Source organism: Chachezhania antarctica, from assembly GCF_003646465.1.
Lineage (GTDB): Bacteria > Pseudomonadota > Alphaproteobacteria > Rhodobacterales > Rhodobacteraceae > Chachezhania > Chachezhania antarctica.
In genome coordinates this window covers 55,133-72,837 of sequence record NZ_QZEX01000003.1, presented here as the reverse complement: position 1 = coordinate 72,837, position 17,705 = coordinate 55,133, and the positions used below count along the sequence as shown (strand labels likewise).

Below are 17,705 nucleotides of genomic sequence, written 5' to 3'. Positions count from 1 at the left end.
GATGGAACTCTTCGACAACATGATGATGGGGTTCTCGGTCGCGATTTCGTGGTCGAGTCTCTGGGCCTGCTTCATCGGCGTGACGCTTGGCACCTTCATCGGCGTCCTGCCAGGGGTGGGCGCGCTTGCCGGTATCTCGCTTCTGATGCCGCTGACCTTCGGCCTGCCGGCGACCGACGCGATGGTGATGCTGGCCGGGATCTACTACGGCTCGATCTACGGCGGGTCCACCGCCGCCATCCTGCTGAACCTGCCGGGGTCGGTCACTTCAGCGGTGACCTGTTTCGACGGCTACCCGATGGCCCAGAAGGGCGAGGCGGGGAAGGCGCTGGCGATGACCACGCTGGCAAGCTTCATCGGGGGCTGTTTCGCCATCGTGCTGATGATGGCCTTCGCCCCGCCGCTGGTCGCCGTGGCGCAGAGCTTCGGCAGCCCCGAGTACTTCTCGATGACGGTTTTGGGCCTGCTCGCGGCCTCGACGCTGAGCCAGGGCTCGCCCATCAAGGGTATCGCCATGGTTGTCGTGGGGCTTCTGCTGGGGCTGGTCGGGACCGACATCCAGTCGGGCGCCGCGCGCTTTACGTTCGGGTCGCGCGAACTGCTCGACGGGATCAGCCTTGTCGTGCTCGCCATGGGCCTGTTCGGGGTGTCCGAGATCCTGATCAACTTCACCTCCTCCGTCTTCGCCACCTCGCGACAGAAGGTCGACACCTCGTGGCACGCCATGTGGCCCACGAAGACCGAATGGAAGGACACCAGCGGCTCGATGGCCCGGGGCTCGGTCCTGGGGTCGATCATTGGAGTTCTGCCGGGTGCGGGTGCCGCGATTGCCGCCTTCATCGCCTATTCCGTCGAGAAGCGCGTCAGCAAGACGCCGGAGCGCTTTGGCAAGGGGGCGATCGAGGGGCTGGCCGCGGCCGAAACGGCGAACAATGCCGCAGCACAAGCAGCGTTCATTCCGACGATGAGCCTTGGTATCCCCGGGTCGGCCACGATGGCGCTGCTGCTTGGGGCGCTGCTGATCCACGGCATCCAGCCGGGGCCGCTGGTGATCCAGACCAACCCGGACCTCTTCTGGGGTCTTATCGCCAGCTTCTGGATCGGCAACCTGATGCTGCTGGTCCTGAACCTGCCGCTGATCGGCATCTGGGTGCGGATGCTGCTGATCCCCTATCACATCCTCTATCCCTGTATCCTCTTCTTCATCTGCCTTGGCGCCTATTCCGCGCGGAACAACCCGATCGACATCTTCCTTGTGATCGTCTTCGGGCTGATGGGCTACGGCATGAAGCTTCTGCAACTGCCCGCGGCGCCGCTGCTTCTGGGCCTCGTCCTCGGCCCGATGGCCGAGGAGCACTTCCGGCGCGCGCTGCTGCTGTCGCGGGGCGATCCCATGGTCTTCCTGACCGAACCGATCAGTGCGGGCCTTCTGGTCACCGCCGCGATCATCGTCGCCTCGACCATCTGGTCGTCGTTGCGCCGGCGCAAGCGCGCGCTGGCGGACATGGCCGCCTAACCCTTTCAACAGGAGGAGAAAACATGTTCAATCATCTTGGCAAACTGGCCGCCGCGAGCGCCGTCGTACTGGCCGCCGGCGCGGCACAGGCCCAGGACTTCCCCGCGAAGCCGGTCACCTGGATCGTGCCCTATACACCGGGCGGGATCACCGACACCCGGTCGCGCCTGATCGCGGACGAGTTCGGCAAGGCGCTTGGCCAGACCGTCGTGGTCGAGAACAAGCCCGGGGCGGGCGGGACGCTAGGCCTTGAATACGTCGCGCGCGCCGATGCGGACGGCTACACGATCATCTACGGCACGCTGGGCACACTGGCGGCGGCACCCTCGCTCTACGAGGACCTGCGCTACGACAGCCTCGCGGATTTCGAGCCGGTGCACATGATGGGCTCGTCCCCGAACACGGTGATCGCCTACAAGGACACACCCTACAGCACGCCTGAAGAACTGATCGCCTACGCCAAGGAGCATCCGGGCGAGGTTACCGTGGGGCTGGCCGGCATTGGCACCGGTACACATCTTGCGTCGGAACTCTTTGCCAACGCGGCCGGGATCGAGCTTCTTCAGGTGCCCTACAAGGGGTCCGCGCCGATGCTCAACGACCTGATCGCGGGCCGGCTGGATGTTGCGTTCGACTACCCGGTCTCCACCCTGGGCCACGTGCAGTCCGGGTCGGTGAAGGTTCTGGGCGTGACCTCTGCGGAGCGGCTGGCGCTCTTCCCCGATGCGCCGACGATGACCGAGGCCGGGCTTCCCGAGGCAGAGACGGGTTCGTGGTCCGGCATCTTCGTGCCTGCCGGCACGCCGCCGGAGCGGGTCGAGATCCTTGCCGACGCCTTCGCCACCGCGATGGAAAGCGACGCGGTGAAGGACGCCTTCGACAAGGTGCAATCCGAAATCTGGATGATGCGCGGTCAGGAGATGAAGGACCACGTTTCTGCCGAACAGGACCGGTGGAGCCAGATCATCGAATCCGCCGGCATCGAGAAGCGGTAATTCCGTGACACGTCCCGGAATCAGAACGGGGGCCGCCAGGGCCCCCGTTGCAGTTCGATCCCGGCAGAGGTCAGCGGCCGCCGGTAACGCCCATGGTCTGCGCCGAAACCAGGTCGGCCAGCGAGGACGCAAAGAAGGTCACCGCCTTGGCGATATCCTCGGGCACCGCCAGCCGCGGCATTGGCGTCAGCGTCAACGAGCGCTGTTCCAGCTTGTGGAAATCGGGCCGGGCCCGCAGGCGCGGCGTGGCGACGAGACCGGGCGCGATGGCGTTGGCCGTGATGTTGAACGCGCCGGCCTCGCGGGCGAGTGCGTTGGTCATGCCGATCAGTCCGGCCTTCGCGGCGGAATAGTTGGTCTGCCCCTTGTTGCCCAGATGGGCCATGGAAGACATGTTGATGATGCGGCCCCAGTTCCGTTCCATCATGCCCGGCAGGACGGCCCGACTACAGTGGAAGGCGGCCTTGAGCACGACGTTGTGGACATCGTCCCAATCGTCCTCGGACATCTTCAGCAGGTATTTGTCCCGCGAGAAACCGGCGTTGTTCACCATGATGTCGCAAGGGCCGAGTTCCTCGGCGGCGGTCGCGAAAACCTCGGAGACCAAGGTCTTGTCGGTGACGTCGCAGACACCGGTCCAGACCTGTGCGCCGGTCACCTCTGCCTCGATCTCGGCCCGGGCGTCGTCCAGCGCCTCGGAAGATATGTCGATCAGCGCGACCCGTGCGCCCTCCCCGGCCAGCATCTTGCCACTGGCGCGACCGATGCCGCCACCACCGCCGGTGATGTAGGCAACGCGTCCCTGCAACCCGAGATCCATGTTCTTCCTCCTTGGGATAGGTTTTTACTCATTGGTAAGTTTAGTTACGTCTGACGTCAGAAAATGCAATACACCTCATTGTACTGTTGAGTAAGAATTTCTACTCATAGGTGAAAACACAAGGACAGACGAGATGACGGCGTTAGAAAAGCCCGACCTGTACGAAATCGACGGAACCGGCCCCGCCCTGAAACTGATCTTCGGCCAATGCGCCGCCTGCAAAGAGCAGCACTTCCCCCACACGGGCTACGGTTGTCCGCGCTGTGGCGCGCGGCCCGAGCAGGTGACGCCCGAAGCCCGCGACGGGCGGGCGACGCTGCTGACCTTCATCACCCTGCACGCCAAGCTTGCCCCCGGAATCACCCCGCCCTGCGTGGTCGCCGAAGCGGAGATCGCGCCCGGAATGATCGAGGAGGTCATGCTCTCCGGCAGCGCCGCGCAGTATCGCGACGGCATGACCATCGTGGCGCGGGCGGAAGAGGTCGAGCGCAACGGCGAGACGGTGCTGGCCTGCCGCTTCGCCCCGGAAGAGGAGGTCTGAGCATGGCAAGATTGTCCGATATGCGCCCGGTCTACGTCATCGGTGTGGGCATGCACCCCTACCAGTTCGCGAGCGAAACGCTCTACATCGACATGGGGCTGACCGCAGTGCGCGGCGCGCTGGAAGACGCGGGCATCGCGTTTCCCGAGGTCGAAAGCGCCTATGTCGGCTGCACCGGGATCGGCATGGCCGCGGGGCGGATCATGTTCAACCACCTGGGCTCCACCGGCCTGGCCTGCACCCAGATCGAGAACGCCTCGGCCTCGGGATCCTCTGCCTTTCAACTGGCGGTGCTCGAAGTGGCCTCCGGGCGGCGAGACGTTTCGCTCGCCGTTGGCGTCGACAAGACCGGCGACCAGGTCCGCGCGGTGCAGAAGGAGAAGGTGAACCGTCTCTCCGACACGGCCACGATCCCGCTGGTGAAATACGCGCTGATGGCCGAGCGCCTGAAGAAGGAAAAGGGGCTGAGCGCCGAGGACCTTGCCATGGTCGCGGCCAAGAACCACACCAACGCCTCGAAGAACCCGAACGCGCAGTTCCGCAAGCCCCGGACGGTCGAGCAGGTGCTGAATTCAACGCTGGTCGCGGGCACAACCACATCCCTGATGTGCTGCCCGCGGGGCGAAGGCGCGGCGGCAGCGATCGTGGCGAGTGAGGATGCGATCCGGCGCCTTGGCATCGCGGGCGGACGACCGATCCGGGTCAAAGCTTCCGTCCTGCAATCCGAGCAACCGCAGGTCGGGCGCGAGATCCCTTCGGTCACGCTGGCACAGCGGGTGGCCGAAATGGCCTATGACGAGGCCGGCATTGCCGCCTCCGACCTCGACTGTGTCGAATTGCACGACGCGTTCGCCATCGAGGAGATCCTTTACACCGAGACCTTCGGTCTTGCGCCCAAGGGGGCCGGCCAGCACTTCCTGCGCGACGGCGGCTCGGCCATCGGCGGGCAGTGTTGCGTGAATTCCTCGGGCGGGCTGATCGGGCAGGGGCACCCGCTGGGGCCGACCGGTCTCGGGCAGATACATGAACTCACCCGCCAGCTTCGCGGCGAGAACGGAGACCGGCAGCAGCCCGGCGCCCGCGTCGGCATGGCGCACATGATCGGGCTTGGCTCGATTTCCATCGCCCACATCCTGACCAAGGACTGACCCATGCCCGAGTATGAAACCCTGATCTACGACAAGGCCGACAACGGGGTGGTCACGATCACGCTCAACCGGCCCGACCGCATGAACACGCTGGGTGGCACGATGAAGCCGGACCTCTACGACGCGTTCCGGAACGTCATGCTGAACGACCGAAGTGTGCGCTGCGTGATCCTCACCGGCGCCGGTGACCGGGCCTTCTGCGCGGGGGCGGACATCAAGGAACGTGCCGCCAACCGGCCGCCGCGTGCCGAGTATTACGCCAGGCAGAAGTTCACCCACGACCTGACCCGGCTGATCGAGGAGTTCGAGCGCCCGGTAATCGCCGCGATCAATGGCGTCGCACTTGGCGGCGGGATGGAAATCGCGCTTTGCGCCGATCTCCGCATCGCCGCGGATCACGCGAAGATGGGCCTGCCCGAGGTGAACCTGGGCGTGCTCCCGGCGGCGGGCGGCACCCAGCGGATGCCCCGGCTGATCGGTGGACCCCTTGCGAAAGAGCTGATGTTCACCGGCCGCCACATCACTGCCGAGGAGGCGCTGGCCTACGGCATCGTCAACCGCGTGGTCCCGCAGGCCGAGCTGATGCAGACTGCCCGCTCCATGGCCGACGAGATCGCAGCGAAACCGCCGCTTTCCGTGGCCTTCATCAAGGCGGCGGTGAACAAGGGGCTTCAGGTCGGGATCGAGGAGGGGCTGGAATACGAGCGCCTTGGCGCCGCGATGATCATGGACAGCGAGGACCGGAAGGAAGGCATGGCGGCCTTCCTGGAAAAGCGCAAACCCGTCTTCAAGGGGGAGTGAGATGTTCCGCACCCGGCTGACCGAGCTTTTCGGGATGCGCTTTCCGATCATCGTCGGGGGCATGATGTGGCATTCCAAGGCGGCCTTCGTGGCGGCCTGCGCACGGGCGGGGGCCATGGCTTTCCTGACGCCCAAGAGCCATGACAGCCCCGACGCTTTCGAAGCCGACCTTGTGAAGTGTCTCGAACTTGCCCAGGGCGCGCCCGTCGGGGTGAATTTCTCGATCTCGCGCTTCCGGTCGAACGAGATCAACGACACCTGTCTCGCCATCGCGCAGCGCCATGGCGTGACCCGGTTCGAGACGGCTGGAAGCCACCCGGGCGAGATGATCGCCCGGATCCACGACGGCGGCGGCGTGCTGATCCACAAGTCCACGCAGTTGCGTCACGCGGTGAAGGCGGCGCAGTCGGGCGTGGACGCCATCGCCATCGTCGGGATGGAAGCGGGCGGCCACCCCGGCATCAACCCGCATCCTGGCCACGTGATCCTTGCGCAGGCGCTGAAGGAAATCGACGTGCCCATCGCCCTTGGCGGCGGGATCGGCACGGGGCGCCAGATTCTTGGCGTGCTGGCCCAGGGCGGCGAGGCCGCCGTCGTCGTCAGCCGCTTCCTCGCAAGCACCGAGATCGAGGCACATCCGAACTACAAGGCCCGCATGGTGGCGGCCGGCATGGACAGCACCGTCGCGGTGCTGCACGCCATCAAGGATACATGGCGGGTGCTGGACAACGAGACCGCGCGCCGCGTTCAGCAGATGGAGCGCGAATTGGGCGAGGCCGCCCGCCACGCGGATTTCGGTGATATGGTCAGCGGACGTCACGGCCGGGACTGGGCCTACATCGCCGGCGACGTGGATCGCGGCCTGGTGTCGATGTCCTCGGCCGTGGCCCACGCTGATTGCGAAGAACCGGCCGGAGATATCGTGGCGAAACTGGCCAGGGAAATGGAAGTCGCCTGGGAAGGCCTGGCGGGTCGGCACGCCTGCGCAGTGTCGAAGTGACCACACAAACCGGAAGACGACAGACAGGTTTCCATTGTCGATGTTGTGACGGACCGGGGGCGACCGGCCAGATCAGACCTGTCTTGATGGTTTCGAAGAACATCCCGACCGTGGCAGTCGTAGCCGTTCCCCTTTCCGGTCAAGGAGATCAGGGCGCCGCGCTTTCGGACCGTTCCCATATGGCAGAAATACCCGTTCGAGTCGTGTCACCGAGACAGGGAAAACTCCTCAAGCACGCGCCAGGCGGATGGGGCGAGGGTCTGGTTGGAATGGACCATCTGCAGGCGGTCGAAGGTCAGGATCGTGCCGGTCAGATCGCTCAGCGCGTCGATCTCGGGCCGCTCAGCCGGGTCCAGCTTGCCGTAAGCCATGCTGAGATGGGGCGCGAAGGCCGTGGAGGGACGCTTCAGCCCACGGGACAGCGCGTCGCGGAACCGGCCAAGCGGCGGGGACACTGGCAGGTCCAGGTAGAGCGATTTGAAGAATTGCGGATCGGCCCGGATCCCGGCGACAGCCAGGTGCAGGACGGGCAGGGTGCTGTGCAACCGGTGCAGCAACGCCGATAGCGGACCGGGGTCGATGTCCAGATCGCCCAGAACCGTCAGGTGCGGCGCAAAGGCCGGGCGGGCCGTCCGGGTCGCGATGTCGGCGATGCGTTGGCGCAGGAGGGTTTCCTGATCCGCGGACGGGACCAGCCAGACGGACAGTTGCGCGCTCAATGAGTGCCTCGTGCGATGAATTCCGGTTCCGTGCGCACCGTTTGCGGGGGCGCGTCGGGATCGTCGAGGCGGGCCGCCAGCAGGCGCATGATCTGGGTCACCGTCATGTCCATGTCGTTGCGGATGGTGGACAGTGCGATGGTAGGCCAGCGGGCCATCGCGATGTCGTCGAAACCGACGATCGACAGGCTTTCGGGCACGGTGCGGCCAAGTTCGCAGGTTGCGACGGCCTGCGCGCCAAGCGCCATCGCGTCGTTGGCGCAGAACAGCGCGTCGATCTCGGGGTGGGCGGTCAGCAGGGCGCGGGCTGATGCCAGCCCGCCGTCGAAACTGTAATCTCCGTCGGCCTGGGCAACGGGGGAAAGGCCGGCCGCCTGAACCGCGTCCAGAAAGCCCTTCCGGCGTTCCCGGTCGGACGTCAGATCGGCCTGCCCGCCCAGGTAGGCGATCCGGCGGCGGCCCCGGGCGATCAGCGCCTCGACGGCGAGGGCCGAGCCGCGTTCGTTGTCGCAGCAGACCGAATCGATTCCGGGCCGGTCGAGGATTCGCCCCGACACGATCAGCGGGATCTTCAGCTTCGCGCAGTGTTCGACCACGTCATCGGGCACCGATCCGCCGCGCAGGATCATCGCGTCCAGCGGAAAGCCCAGAACGCCGCTGACGTCGGCATCCGGGATCTCGTCCCCCGCGTTCAGCACGACGGGCCATTTCCCGATGGCGGTCAGTTGCCGGACCATCCGGGCCAGGATCTCGCCGTCGTAGTGGTTGACGAGGTCCCCCGTCACGATGGCCACGAGGTTCGACCGGCCCTTGCCCTGCAGGCCCGCGGCCAGCGCGTTGGGGCGGTAGCCCAGATCGGCCGCCACCTTCAGGATGCGGGCGCGCTTTTCCTTGTCCACGTAGGCGCCTTCGGTGAAGGCCCGCGAGACCGCGGACCGCGACACACCGGCCTTGCGCGCGACATCTGCCGCGGTGATCCGATGCGGGCGCAGGGACACGGGGACCTGTCTGGGCATTGACCATGATTCCTTCGGGAAGTTTCACAACGATGTCATATCGAGCCTCTATATGAACACGTGTGCATAAGTTTTGCAGCAGAAATATGAAGGCCCCGAAAATGATGCAGCAGGCAGTTCAGGCGCACGCCCCGGCCGAGGGTCCGGCCCCGCTTGGCGCGGCGATTTCGCTGAAGGACCTGCATCTGGGCTATGACCGGACCGACGTAATCGCGGGCCTGTCGCTGGACGTGCAGGCGGGCGAGTTCATCGCGCTTCTGGGCGCGTCGGGCTGCGGGAAGACGACGCTCCTGCGCGCGCTGGCAGGCTTCGTGCCGGTGCGGCAGGGGCAGATCCTGCTGGACGGCACAGACCTTAGCCACACGCCCCCCGAAGCGCGGGGCATGGCGATGATGTTCCAGTCCTACGCGCTGTGGCCGCACATGACGGTGGCGCAGAACATCGGCTACGGGCTGAAGCTGCGCGGACAGTCCCGGGCGCAGATCGCGGCGCGGGTGGCCGATATCGCCGGGCTGGTCGGGCTGGGCGACCTGACCGGCCGCCGGATCGCGGCCCTGTCGGGCGGGCAGAAACAGCGTGTCGCGCTGGCCCGGGCGCTGGCGGTGGATCCGCCGGTGCTGTTGCTGGACGAGCCGCTGTCGAACCTCGATGCCGGCACCCGCGGCACCATGCGGCACGAGATCCGGGCGCTGCAGCAGCGGCTGGGCCTGACCACGATCCTTGTCACCCATGACCGGCAAGAGGCGATGTCGATGGCCGACCGCGTGGTGATCCTGAACCGGGGCCGGATCGCGCAGATCGGCACGCCCGAGGAGGTCTATCATCGCCCCGCCGACAGCTATGTCGCCCGCTTCATGGGCGCGACCAACACCCTGCCGGTGGACCTGGGCGGCGGCGAGGAGCTGATCCTGTCGCTGCCGGACGGTGCCCGGGCCCGGTTGCCGCGCGCGGCGCTGCACGTGCCGCAGACGGTGGCGCCGGGACCGGCCGAACTGATCTTCCGGTCCGACGCTGTCGAACTGGGCGAGGTGAACGGCGCGGGGCAGGGCGGGGCGGGGCCGAACAGCGCCGGGCTGACCCTGCGGGGCCGGGTGGCCCAGCATTCGTACCTTGGGTCGGTCTACCGTCACGAAATCCGGATCGGTGCGCTTCGGCTGATGGCCGATGCCGCCCGCAAGATGCCCATCGGCGCCGATGTCGATGCATGTATTCCGGCCACGGCCCTAAGTCTGTTTCCTGCAAGATCCCAGACAGCCGTGACCGGATCCAAGGCGGCAGCACCTGTCGCACACCCCCTCTGATCCTTCTGGAGAAACACCTTGTCAGTCAAATATGCAAAGCTTTTCGCTTCGGCGGCGATCGCGCTGGTCACGACCGGTGCCGCACAGGCGGAAACCCTTTACGTCGCCACCGGCGGCAGCCAGAACATGGTCGACTACGTGACCGACTACCTGGGCCCGATGTTCGAGGAACAGAACCCCGGCTGGACCGTCAACACCGTCGGCACCGGCCCGGGCGATGCGGGCAGCCAGGCGATCCTTGAAAAGCTGGACGCCCAGAAGGGGCGCGACAGCTGGGACACCGACGTGATCGTCACCAACCAGCTGAAGACGGCCGAGATGGTCGAAGCCGGCCTGCTGCAGACGTACCGCGACCGGATCGCGACCGGTGATCTTGTCAGCTCTGCCAATGCGACGTCGGCGCTTGGCACGGATGTCGATGGCTACGTGATGCCGATGTTCTCGTCCCAGACGGCCATCGCCTACAACCCGGACCTGGTCGAGGACGTGCCGCAGAGCATGGACGAGATCAAGGCCTGGGCCGAAGCCCATCCCGGCGCCTTCGGCTATAACGGCATCAAGAACGGCATGTCCGGCGTGGCCTTCACCACCGCGTGGATCTACGCCTATGGCGGCGACGCGCAGACGCTGATGAACGGCCCCTACGACGATGCCGCCAAGGCCGGCTGGGACCAGGCCTTCGCCGATCTGAAGGCGTTCAACGAGAACGTCACCTTCACCCCGGGCAATGCCGGGACGCTGGACATGCTGAACCGGGGCGAGATCGTGATGGGCCCGGTCTGGGTCGACATGTTCTACACCTGGCAGGCCGATGGCCGTCTGAACCCGAACCTGAAGCTGCTGCTGCCCGAACCCGGCATGCCCGGCCAGCCCTACTACTACGCGATCCCGGCCAAGGCCGCCCATGCCGACGCGGCGATGAAGTTCATCGAGCTGGCGACCTCGCCCGAGGTCCAGGCCGAAGGCATCGTGAAGAAGTTCAACTGGTATCCCGGCATCGACGCGCAGCACATCGAAGGCGCGCTGGATGAAGCGACCTGGGCCAAGCTGTTCACCGACGTGTCGCCGGCGGACCTTGCGGCCAAGGCCAAGCCCTTCCCGCTGGGATCGTACTTTTCCGACATGCTGGAACAGTACGAAACCAAGGTGACCAACTGATCCGGGTCGATTGATCCCGGTTGGGGGGCGGCCGCCGTGCCGCCCCCGTGTCTTGCAGGATATGACGATGATCTCGCGCCGAACCTCCCTGCTGCTGATCGCGCCCGCGCTGGTGCTGATGGCGGTGCTGTTCCTGACGCCGCTGGGCTATTCGCTGATCTGGGCCTTCCGCGAGGAAGAGGCCGGGCGCTGGGGCATCGGGAATTTTACCAAGGCCTGGGCGTTCTATTCCGCCGACATCCTGTTTTCGCTGGTGATCGTCACCCTGTCGGCCGCGCTGATCGGGGCCCTGTCCATCGCCATTGCGGGATACCTGACGCTGGGGCGAAGCCCGCGGGCCGTTGCCGTGCTGCGCTGGCTCTATCGCTGGCCGCTGTTCATTCCCTTCGTGGTCGCCGCGCAGGTGATGCGCACCTTCCTGGCCAAGAACGGCATGATGAACAATGCGCTGGTCGAAATGGGGCTGCTGACGCCGTTCCAGACGGCCAGCTACCTCGACTGGCGCGGCATCGTGATCACCTTCGTGTGGAAGCAGACCCCGTTCGTGACGCTTCTGCTGGCCGGCGCGATGGCATCGCTTGACCGGTCGATGATCGAATCCGCGCAGAACCTTGGTGCCAAGCGGCTGCGGATCCTGTTCGGGATCGTCGTGCCGCAGGTGGCGCAGACGCTGATGGTGGGCCTGATCCTGAGCTACGTGATGATGATGTCGGTCCTGTCGGTGCCGATGATGATCAATGCCCAGCAACCGACGATGCTGACCGTCGACATGGCGTGGCGCATCAATGCCTACGGCGATTACGGCGTGGCCAATGCGCTTGGCTTCATCGCCTACCTGATGACGGCCTGCGTCGCCTGGGGGTACCTGCGCAAGGAACTGCGCGACCGGACGGGAGAGGCATGATGCCGGGGCTGCTGCGGTCCACTCTTGTCGGGCTGGTGCTGGCCTTGCTGGCGCTGGCGATCTTCGGGCCGATCTCGAACATGATCCTCTGGGCCTTTACCGAGCAATGGTACTTCCCGGCGAAACTGCCGCAGGCCTACGGGTTCGCGTTCTGGGAACGGGTGTTCCGGCCGCAGGGCAACGCGATGGTGTCGCTCGTGAACTCGGTCCTGATCGCGTGCATGACGGTCGTCGTGTCGCTGGCCTTCGCGATCCCGGCGGGGCTAGCGCTGGGGCGGGGCCGGTTGCCGTTTCGCGTGGTCTTCCTGCTGCTGTTCCTGCTGCCGCAGGCGTTCCCGTCGCTGGCCGTGCACATGAACATCGCGCGGATCTTCTACACGATCGGGCTGAACGGCACGTTCCTTGGGGTGGTGCTGGTCCATGCGCTGCAGGGCATGGTCTTTTCCGTCTGGATCGCGGCGGCGGCCTTCGGCGCCGTGGATCGCGAGCTTGAGGAAGCCGCCGCGAACATGGGGGCGCGCCCCCTGCGCGTGTTCTTCACCGTGACGCTGCCGCTGGCGCTGCCGGGCCTGATGGCCAGCGCGATCTTCGTGTTCCTGATCTCGCTCGATGAATTCACGGGCACCTATTTCGTCGGTGTCCCCGACATCACGACGATGCCGTTGCTGCTGTTCACGGCGTCGATGGAAGGCAACTACCAGATCGCGTCGATCACGGCGCTTCTGCTGCTGGTGCCCTCCGTCGCCTTCATGCTGGTGATCGAGCGTTTCCTGAAATCGGATGTGCTGGCGAAGGTGGGCCACTAGCAGCGCCGCGGCCGGGCAACGCGAACCGGCCGGCGTCCTGTCGGTTGGCGTGATCGGCGCCAAACCCTTGACGGCAGCATTTGCCGATCATATGCGGTTTTCATTCTCAGGGCGGGGTGAAATTCCCCACCGGCGGTGAAAGCCCGCGAGCGCCGCCCCCCCGGGGCGGGTCAGCAGACACCGGTGAAATTCCGGGGCCGACGGTCATAGTCCGGATGGAAGAGAATGCAGCGACGGTCCCGCGACGGGGGCGTTGTTGCGTGCATGCTCTGGGATCTTGTCATTTGGAAAGGACCACGACGCATGACAAAATCCCCAACCTTCGCCTTCATCAAGGCACGCTGGCACGCCGAGATCGTCGATCAGGCCTTTGCCGGGTTCACCGCACGGATCGCGGAAATCGCGCCGCAGGCGCATGTCGAAAGCTTCGATGTGCCGGGCGCCTTCGAAATGCCGCTTCTGGCACGCAAGCTGGCCGAAACGGGCCGTTTCGACGGTGTTGTCGGCGCGGCGCTGGTGGTCGATGGCGGCATCTACCGGCATGATTTCGTGGCGCAGGCGGTCGTGTCCGGGCTCATGGACGTCCAGCTTGCGACAGGTGTGCCGGTGTTCTCGGTCTCGCTGACGCCGCATCATTTCCAGCCCAGCGAGGAACACGCGTCGTTCTTCCATGCGCATTTCGTGAAGAAGGGCCGGGAGGCAGCCGAGGCGGCCGTCTTTACGACCGACCTGCACCGCGGGCTGGACACGGCGCCGGATGGCCCGGGCGTGGCAGCCTGACCGAAGCGGCCTAGCGCGCGATCAGGACCTCGATCCCGCGGCTTTCGAAAGCCTTGGCGTCGGCATCGGATATGCCGTCGTCGGTGATGAAGGAGTTGATCAGCTCAAGCGCCCCCAGCCGGGTGAAGGAGGCGAGGTTGATCTTGGTGCTGTCGGCCACAAGGTAGACGTGGCTGGCCGCTTCGATCATCGCCTCCTTCAATTGAAGATCGGCAAAGCTGGGATAGGTCAGCCCCGCATCCAGCGCGACGCCCGCGGTGGCCAGGAACAGCTTTCCGGCGAAGATGTTGCGGAAATAGTCGACCGACTTGTCACCTGACAACGACAGGGTGGGGGCCTTGAACTGGCCCCCGGGCATGTGCACCTCGTTGCCGGGCACAGAGCCCAGGATCACCGCGATGTTGAGCGCATTGGTGATGACCGTCAGGTTCTTGCGCGTGGTCAGCCGTGTCGCGACTTCGGTCGTGGTCGTGCCCGCATCCAGGATCAGTGTCTCGCCATCCTCGACAAGCTGGGCCGCAAGATTGCCGATCTTGCTCTTGCGATCCATGTTGTCCTGGTGGTGCAGCGTCATGCTGCCGGGTTGCGCCGGCGTGGTATTCAGAAAGGCGCCGCCATGTTCGCGGGTGATGTGGCCTTCGCGTTCCAGCCGCTCCAGATCCTGCCGGATGGTCGCCTCCGACACCTTGAAGGCGCCCGAAAGATCACGGACCCGGGCCGAGCCCTCCTCTTCGATCCAGGCCAGGATACGGCGGCGGCGTGGCTCCGAAAGAAGTCCCGTCATGCTTTCGCTGCGATCGGACATGTGTTTTCCGGACACTTCGCTGCCTTTCTGCTGCTCGCCGAATGGACGCCGAGGGTTCGGCTCTAGTTACTTGCAACCGCCCGCCCCAACAAGCGCCGCCCGTCTATTTCGCCATGCCCGCCTCCTGCGCGAGCGCGACACGCGCCTGTATGCGGCTTTGCGCCTGATCGATGACCACGGCGGCGATGATGACGAGGCCCTTGATGACCATCTGCCAGAACGATGACACGCCCATCATGATCAGCCCGTCCGACAGGATGCCGATGACGAAGGCGCCGACGATGGTGCCGATGATCCGCCCGCGCCCGCCCGACATGGACGTGCCGCCCAGCACGGCGGCGGCGATGGCGTTCAGCTCGAAGAATTCGCCCGTCGCCGGGTGCGCGGCCTTGAGCTGCGAGGCGATGATCAGCCCCACCAGCGCCGCCATCAGCCCCGAGAACATGTAGACGAAGACCTTGACCCGCTGGACGCGCACGCCCGACAACGCCGCGCCGCGTTCGTTGCCGCCGACCGCGTAGATATGCCGGCCCAAGGGGGTGCGATTGGCGATGTAGGTGGCCACCAGCGTCACGCCGATCAGCATCCAGATCATGATCGGCAGGCCCAGGAACGTCCCGGCCCCGATCTGCGGAAAGCTGGCCGAGCCGTAGTCCGGGTTGCCGTTGAGGTTGGGGAACGTCCGCCCGCCCGAGGACAGCAGCGCCGCACCCCGTGCGACATAGAGCATGCCCAGCGTTGCGATGAAGGGCGCCACCCCGAACCGCGTTATCAGCATCCCGTTCATCCAGCCCACGAAGATGCCGACACAGCAGACGATCAGCACGATTTCGAAGGTGTTGAACTGGATCGACCAGCCCAGGCCCGGGTCTACGCCATTCAGCAACAGCCAGCCCGCGACCATGCCGCAAAGCCCCACCACGGAACCCACCGAAAGATCGATCCCCCCGGTGATGATGACGAAGGTCATGCCGATGGCCAGGAATGCGTTGATGGCCACGTGCTTGGAGACGAGGACCGCGTTGGCCGCGCTCAGGAAATTGGGCGCGGCGAAGGAGAAATAGGCCAGCACGAGGATCAGGGCCACGAAGGTCCGGGCCTTGAGCAGCAGAAGAAGCCAGTTGGTCCCGGTGGACGGGCGCGATTTGTCGGTCACGGTTGTCATGCGGCGGTGTCCTTGAGTTTCTTCTTGCCCGGCGTGGCGGCGGCGACGACCTCGGCGGGTTCGCAGCCGGCGGCGAATTCGCCGGTCACCCGGCCATCGGCCATGACGAGAATGCGATCCGAAAGCCCCAGCACTTCCTCGAGATCCGACGTGACGAAGATCACCGCGATCCCTTCGGCGGCCAGCTGGCGCATGACCCGGTAGATCTCGGCCTTGGCGCCGATGTCGATGCCGCGCGACGGTTCGTCCATCATCAGCACCTTGGGGCCGGTCATCAGCGCCTTGCCGATGACCACCTTCTGCTGGTTCCCGCCCGAGAGCGAGGAGACCGGGTTTTCCGGGCTGGCGACCTTGATCGTCAGCCGCTTGATGTAGTCGAGCGCCTTGCCGGCCTCCTGCGCGAGGCTCAGGTGGAAGATGCGGGTGAAGGCGGGCAGCGACGACAGGGTCAGGTTCTCGCGGATCGACATGATCTGGACCAGCCCGTCGCTCTTGCGGTCTTCCGGCACCAGCGCGATGCCCCGCGCGATGCGGCGGTCGACGGCGCGGTCGCGCATCTCCCGGCCTTCGACGAAATAGCGCCCGGTGCTTTGCGCGTGCTGCGCCATCACGCATTCAAGAAATTCCGACCGCCCGGCGCCCATCAGCCCGTAGATGCCCAGCACCTCGCCGGCCCGCACCGAAAGCGACACGCCATCGACGAAGAAGCCCCCGCCGGGCCGGGGCAGGCGGACGTCCTCGGCGCGGAAGACCTCGGCGCCGTAATCGTGGGTGATGTCGGTGGAGTAATCCTTGCTCTTGTCGCCGATCATCGACCGGACGATCCACGGGATGTCGACCCCGTCCATGGCCCGCGCGCCGGTGATCTCTCCGTCGCGCAGCACGGTGATGTAGTCGCCCACGCGGATCAGCTCTTCCAGCCGGTGCGAGATGTAGACGATCCCCACGCCCTGCGCCTTGAGTTCGTCGATGATGCGGAACAGCACCTCCACCTCGGCCGCCGAAAGCGCCGAGGTGGGCTCGTCAAGGATCAGGATCCGGGCGTCTTCGGCGAGCGCCTTGGCGATCTCGACGATCTGCTGCTGGCCGATGCGCAGGTTGCCAAGCCGGGTGTCCGGGTCGATGTCCTGTTCCAGCCGCTGCAGCAAGGCGCGGGTGCGGTTCTGCACCGCGCCCTTGTCGATGTCGATGCCCATGCGCAGGGGTTCGCGGCCGATGAAGATATTCTCGGCCACGCTGAGATCGGGGAAGAGGTTCAGCTCCTGAAAGACGATGCCGATGCCATAGGCCACCGCGTCGTCCTTGCGGGCGAAGCGGACCGGCGCACCGTCGATGGTGATCTCGCCCTCGGTCAGCTGCTCGACCCCGGCGATCACTTTCATCAGCGTCGATTTGCCGGCGCCGTTCTCGCCCACCAGCACGTTGACGGCGCCCATCCGGATGTCGAAATCGACACCCTTCAGCGCACGCGTGCCCGGGTAGACCTTGACGGCCCCGCGGATCGACAGCCCGATCGGGTGGCGGCCGGCGGTCACTTGTCCACCTCGACCCGGGTCGGGGTCACGACGAGCTCCTCGTCCGCGGATTTCAGCGGCACGACGCCCACGAAGCCGATGGTCAGGTCCGTCAGATCGCCCTCGGGCACCTTTATCCGGGCCGAGGATTCATCGTTGATGGCGCGGCCCAGCTTCGCGAACTCGATCTGGTCGCGGAAATCGTCGAAATTGTAGAAAGGGGCCACGTCGCGCAGGGCCGTGCCGCGGATGACCGGGCCCAGCTGCAGCGTGACATCGGCCGTGCCATCGCCATCGGTATCGAGCGCGGCCGAGCGGGCGCGGGTGTCGAGCTTCGCCGCCACCACCACGCCTTCGCCCGAAACGGGGAAGTTCCAGGCCGCGCCGGCGCCGGCGCCGCGATGGCCGCTGGCCTCGCCGGCCGCATCCAGACCGGCGGCGATGTCGGTGCGCAGCTGCGCCACCGGAACGGCGTTGTCGCGGATGTAGGGCAGCAGGCGGCCTTCGAAGGTTTCATCGATACGAAGGGCGGTCCGCGCGTCGTCCCCGGCGGCACCTTCGGCGATCGCGGTACCGTCGTCTTCTTCGTCGACCACGATCTTGCAGCCCGACAGGGACGCCACGGCCAAGAGACCGGCGAGGAGAAAATGTGTGGATCTCATGCGGTTTCCATTCCGGAAATGCGGGCGGCGCGCGGAAAGAAGCCCAGTCCGCGC

Annotated in this window: 18 protein-coding genes and 1 riboswitch; of the genes, 11 read left to right on the top strand and 7 right to left on the bottom strand. The window is 65.8% G+C overall.

The annotated features are described in order from the left end of the window. Position 1: 1 nt before the first annotated feature. A complete protein-coding gene (locus D4754_RS07505; RefSeq protein ID WP_121062391.1) occupies positions 2–1,516 on the top strand; it encodes a tripartite tricarboxylate transporter permease in 1,515 nt (504 codons plus the stop codon). Between the two features lie 23 nt (positions 1,517–1,539). Continuing rightward, complete coding sequence (locus tag D4754_RS07500; protein ID WP_121062390.1) at positions 1,540–2,511, top strand: Bug family tripartite tricarboxylate transporter substrate binding protein; 972 nt, start codon at positions 1,540–1,542, stop codon at positions 2,509–2,511. Between the two features lie 70 nt (positions 2,512–2,581). Here the strand turns inward: D4754_RS07500 and D4754_RS07495 are convergent, their stop codons facing one another. Then, the gene (locus D4754_RS07495) at positions 2,582–3,331 is read right to left on the bottom strand and encodes an SDR family oxidoreductase (protein WP_121062388.1); all 750 of its coding nucleotides are present in this window, start codon (positions 3,329–3,331) and stop codon (positions 2,582–2,584) included. 133 nt (positions 3,332–3,464) lie between these two features. Between D4754_RS07495 and D4754_RS07490 the strand changes: the two genes are divergently transcribed. The 4 genes from D4754_RS07490 to D4754_RS07475 are packed head-to-tail and all read left to right on the top strand — an operon-like array spanning position 3,465 to position 6,821. After that, the gene (locus tag D4754_RS07490) at positions 3,465–3,872 is read left to right on the top strand and encodes a zinc ribbon domain-containing protein (RefSeq protein WP_121062386.1); all 408 of its coding nucleotides are present in this window, start codon (positions 3,465–3,467) and stop codon (positions 3,870–3,872) included. Positions 3,873–3,874: 2 nt separating this feature from the next. Next, positions 3,875–5,020, top strand: a complete 1,146-nt coding sequence (locus D4754_RS07485; protein WP_121062384.1) for a thiolase family protein — start codon at positions 3,875–3,877, stop codon at positions 5,018–5,020. Between the two features lie 3 nt (positions 5,021–5,023). Then, entirely contained in the window at positions 5,024–5,821 is a 798-nt protein-coding gene (locus tag D4754_RS07480) for an enoyl-CoA hydratase/isomerase family protein (RefSeq protein ID WP_121062382.1), read from the top strand. A 1-nt stretch (position 5,822) separates the two neighbouring features. Next, complete coding sequence (locus tag D4754_RS07475; RefSeq protein ID WP_121062380.1) at positions 5,823–6,821, top strand: NAD(P)H-dependent flavin oxidoreductase; 999 nt, start codon at positions 5,823–5,825, stop codon at positions 6,819–6,821. Positions 6,822–7,027: 206 nt separating this feature from the next. On the opposite strand, the gene D4754_RS07470 is transcribed toward D4754_RS07475, so the two are convergent. Both D4754_RS07470 and D4754_RS07465 read right to left on the bottom strand, forming a co-directional pair. Further along, positions 7,028–7,540 carry a 2'-5' RNA ligase family protein gene (locus tag D4754_RS07470; RefSeq protein WP_163025826.1) on the bottom strand — a complete coding sequence of 171 codons (513 nt, stop codon included), beginning with the start codon at positions 7,538–7,540 and terminating at the stop codon, positions 7,028–7,030. Beyond that, complete coding sequence (locus tag D4754_RS07465; protein WP_121062376.1) at positions 7,537–8,556, bottom strand: LacI family DNA-binding transcriptional regulator; 1,020 nt, start codon at positions 8,554–8,556, stop codon at positions 7,537–7,539. The genes D4754_RS07470 and D4754_RS07465 overlap by 4 nt, the downstream gene beginning before the upstream one ends. Positions 8,557–8,642: 86 nt before the next feature. Here D4754_RS07465 and D4754_RS07460 point away from each other — a divergent pair, with 86 nt between their 5' ends. From D4754_RS07460 to D4754_RS07440, 5 genes are all read left to right on the top strand, one after another. After that, a complete protein-coding gene (locus D4754_RS07460; RefSeq protein WP_205589591.1) occupies positions 8,643–9,857 on the top strand; it encodes an ABC transporter ATP-binding protein in 1,215 nt (404 codons plus the stop codon). An 18-nt stretch (positions 9,858–9,875) separates the two neighbouring features. Further along, positions 9,876–11,015 (top strand): extracellular solute-binding protein, encoded by a 1,140-nt coding sequence (locus tag D4754_RS07455; RefSeq protein WP_240453795.1) that lies wholly within the window; start codon positions 9,876–9,878, stop codon positions 11,013–11,015. A gap of 67 nt (positions 11,016–11,082) precedes the next feature. After that, positions 11,083–11,919 (top strand): ABC transporter permease, encoded by an 837-nt coding sequence (locus D4754_RS07450; protein WP_121062686.1) that lies wholly within the window; start codon positions 11,083–11,085, stop codon positions 11,917–11,919. Continuing rightward, positions 11,919–12,725: an ABC transporter permease gene (locus tag D4754_RS07445; protein WP_240453794.1), complete on the top strand. Its 807-nt coding sequence runs from the start codon at positions 11,919–11,921 to the stop codon at positions 12,723–12,725. The genes D4754_RS07450 and D4754_RS07445 overlap by 1 nt, the downstream gene beginning before the upstream one ends. A gap of 98 nt (positions 12,726–12,823) precedes the next feature. Beyond that, a riboswitch (FMN riboswitch) is annotated at positions 12,824–12,956 on the top strand. A gap of 72 nt (positions 12,957–13,028) precedes the next feature. Beyond that, positions 13,029–13,505 (top strand): 6,7-dimethyl-8-ribityllumazine synthase, encoded by a 477-nt coding sequence (locus tag D4754_RS07440; RefSeq protein WP_121062373.1) that lies wholly within the window; start codon positions 13,029–13,031, stop codon positions 13,503–13,505. 10 nt (positions 13,506–13,515) lie between these two features. On the opposite strand, the gene D4754_RS07435 is transcribed toward D4754_RS07440, so the two are convergent. The 4 genes from D4754_RS07435 to D4754_RS07420 all read right to left on the bottom strand — a co-directional run bounded on the left by D4754_RS07435 (position 13,516) and on the right by D4754_RS07420 (position 17,651). Beyond that, positions 13,516–14,310: a DeoR/GlpR family DNA-binding transcription regulator gene (locus D4754_RS07435; protein ID WP_121062371.1), complete on the bottom strand. Its 795-nt coding sequence runs from the start codon at positions 14,308–14,310 to the stop codon at positions 13,516–13,518. A 103-nt stretch (positions 14,311–14,413) separates the two neighbouring features. Further along, positions 14,414–15,475, bottom strand: a complete 1,062-nt coding sequence (locus tag D4754_RS07430; RefSeq protein ID WP_121062370.1) for an ABC transporter permease — start codon at positions 15,473–15,475, stop codon at positions 14,414–14,416. Further along, positions 15,472–17,010, bottom strand: coding sequence for a sugar ABC transporter ATP-binding protein (locus tag D4754_RS07425; protein ID WP_121062368.1), 1,539 nt, complete (start codon positions 17,008–17,010; stop codon positions 15,472–15,474). The genes D4754_RS07430 and D4754_RS07425 overlap by 4 nt, the downstream gene beginning before the upstream one ends. After that, positions 17,007–17,651 (bottom strand): DUF2291 family protein, encoded by a 645-nt coding sequence (locus tag D4754_RS07420; protein WP_121062367.1) that lies wholly within the window; start codon positions 17,649–17,651, stop codon positions 17,007–17,009. The genes D4754_RS07425 and D4754_RS07420 overlap by 4 nt, the downstream gene beginning before the upstream one ends. Positions 17,652–17,705 lie beyond the last annotated feature (54 nt).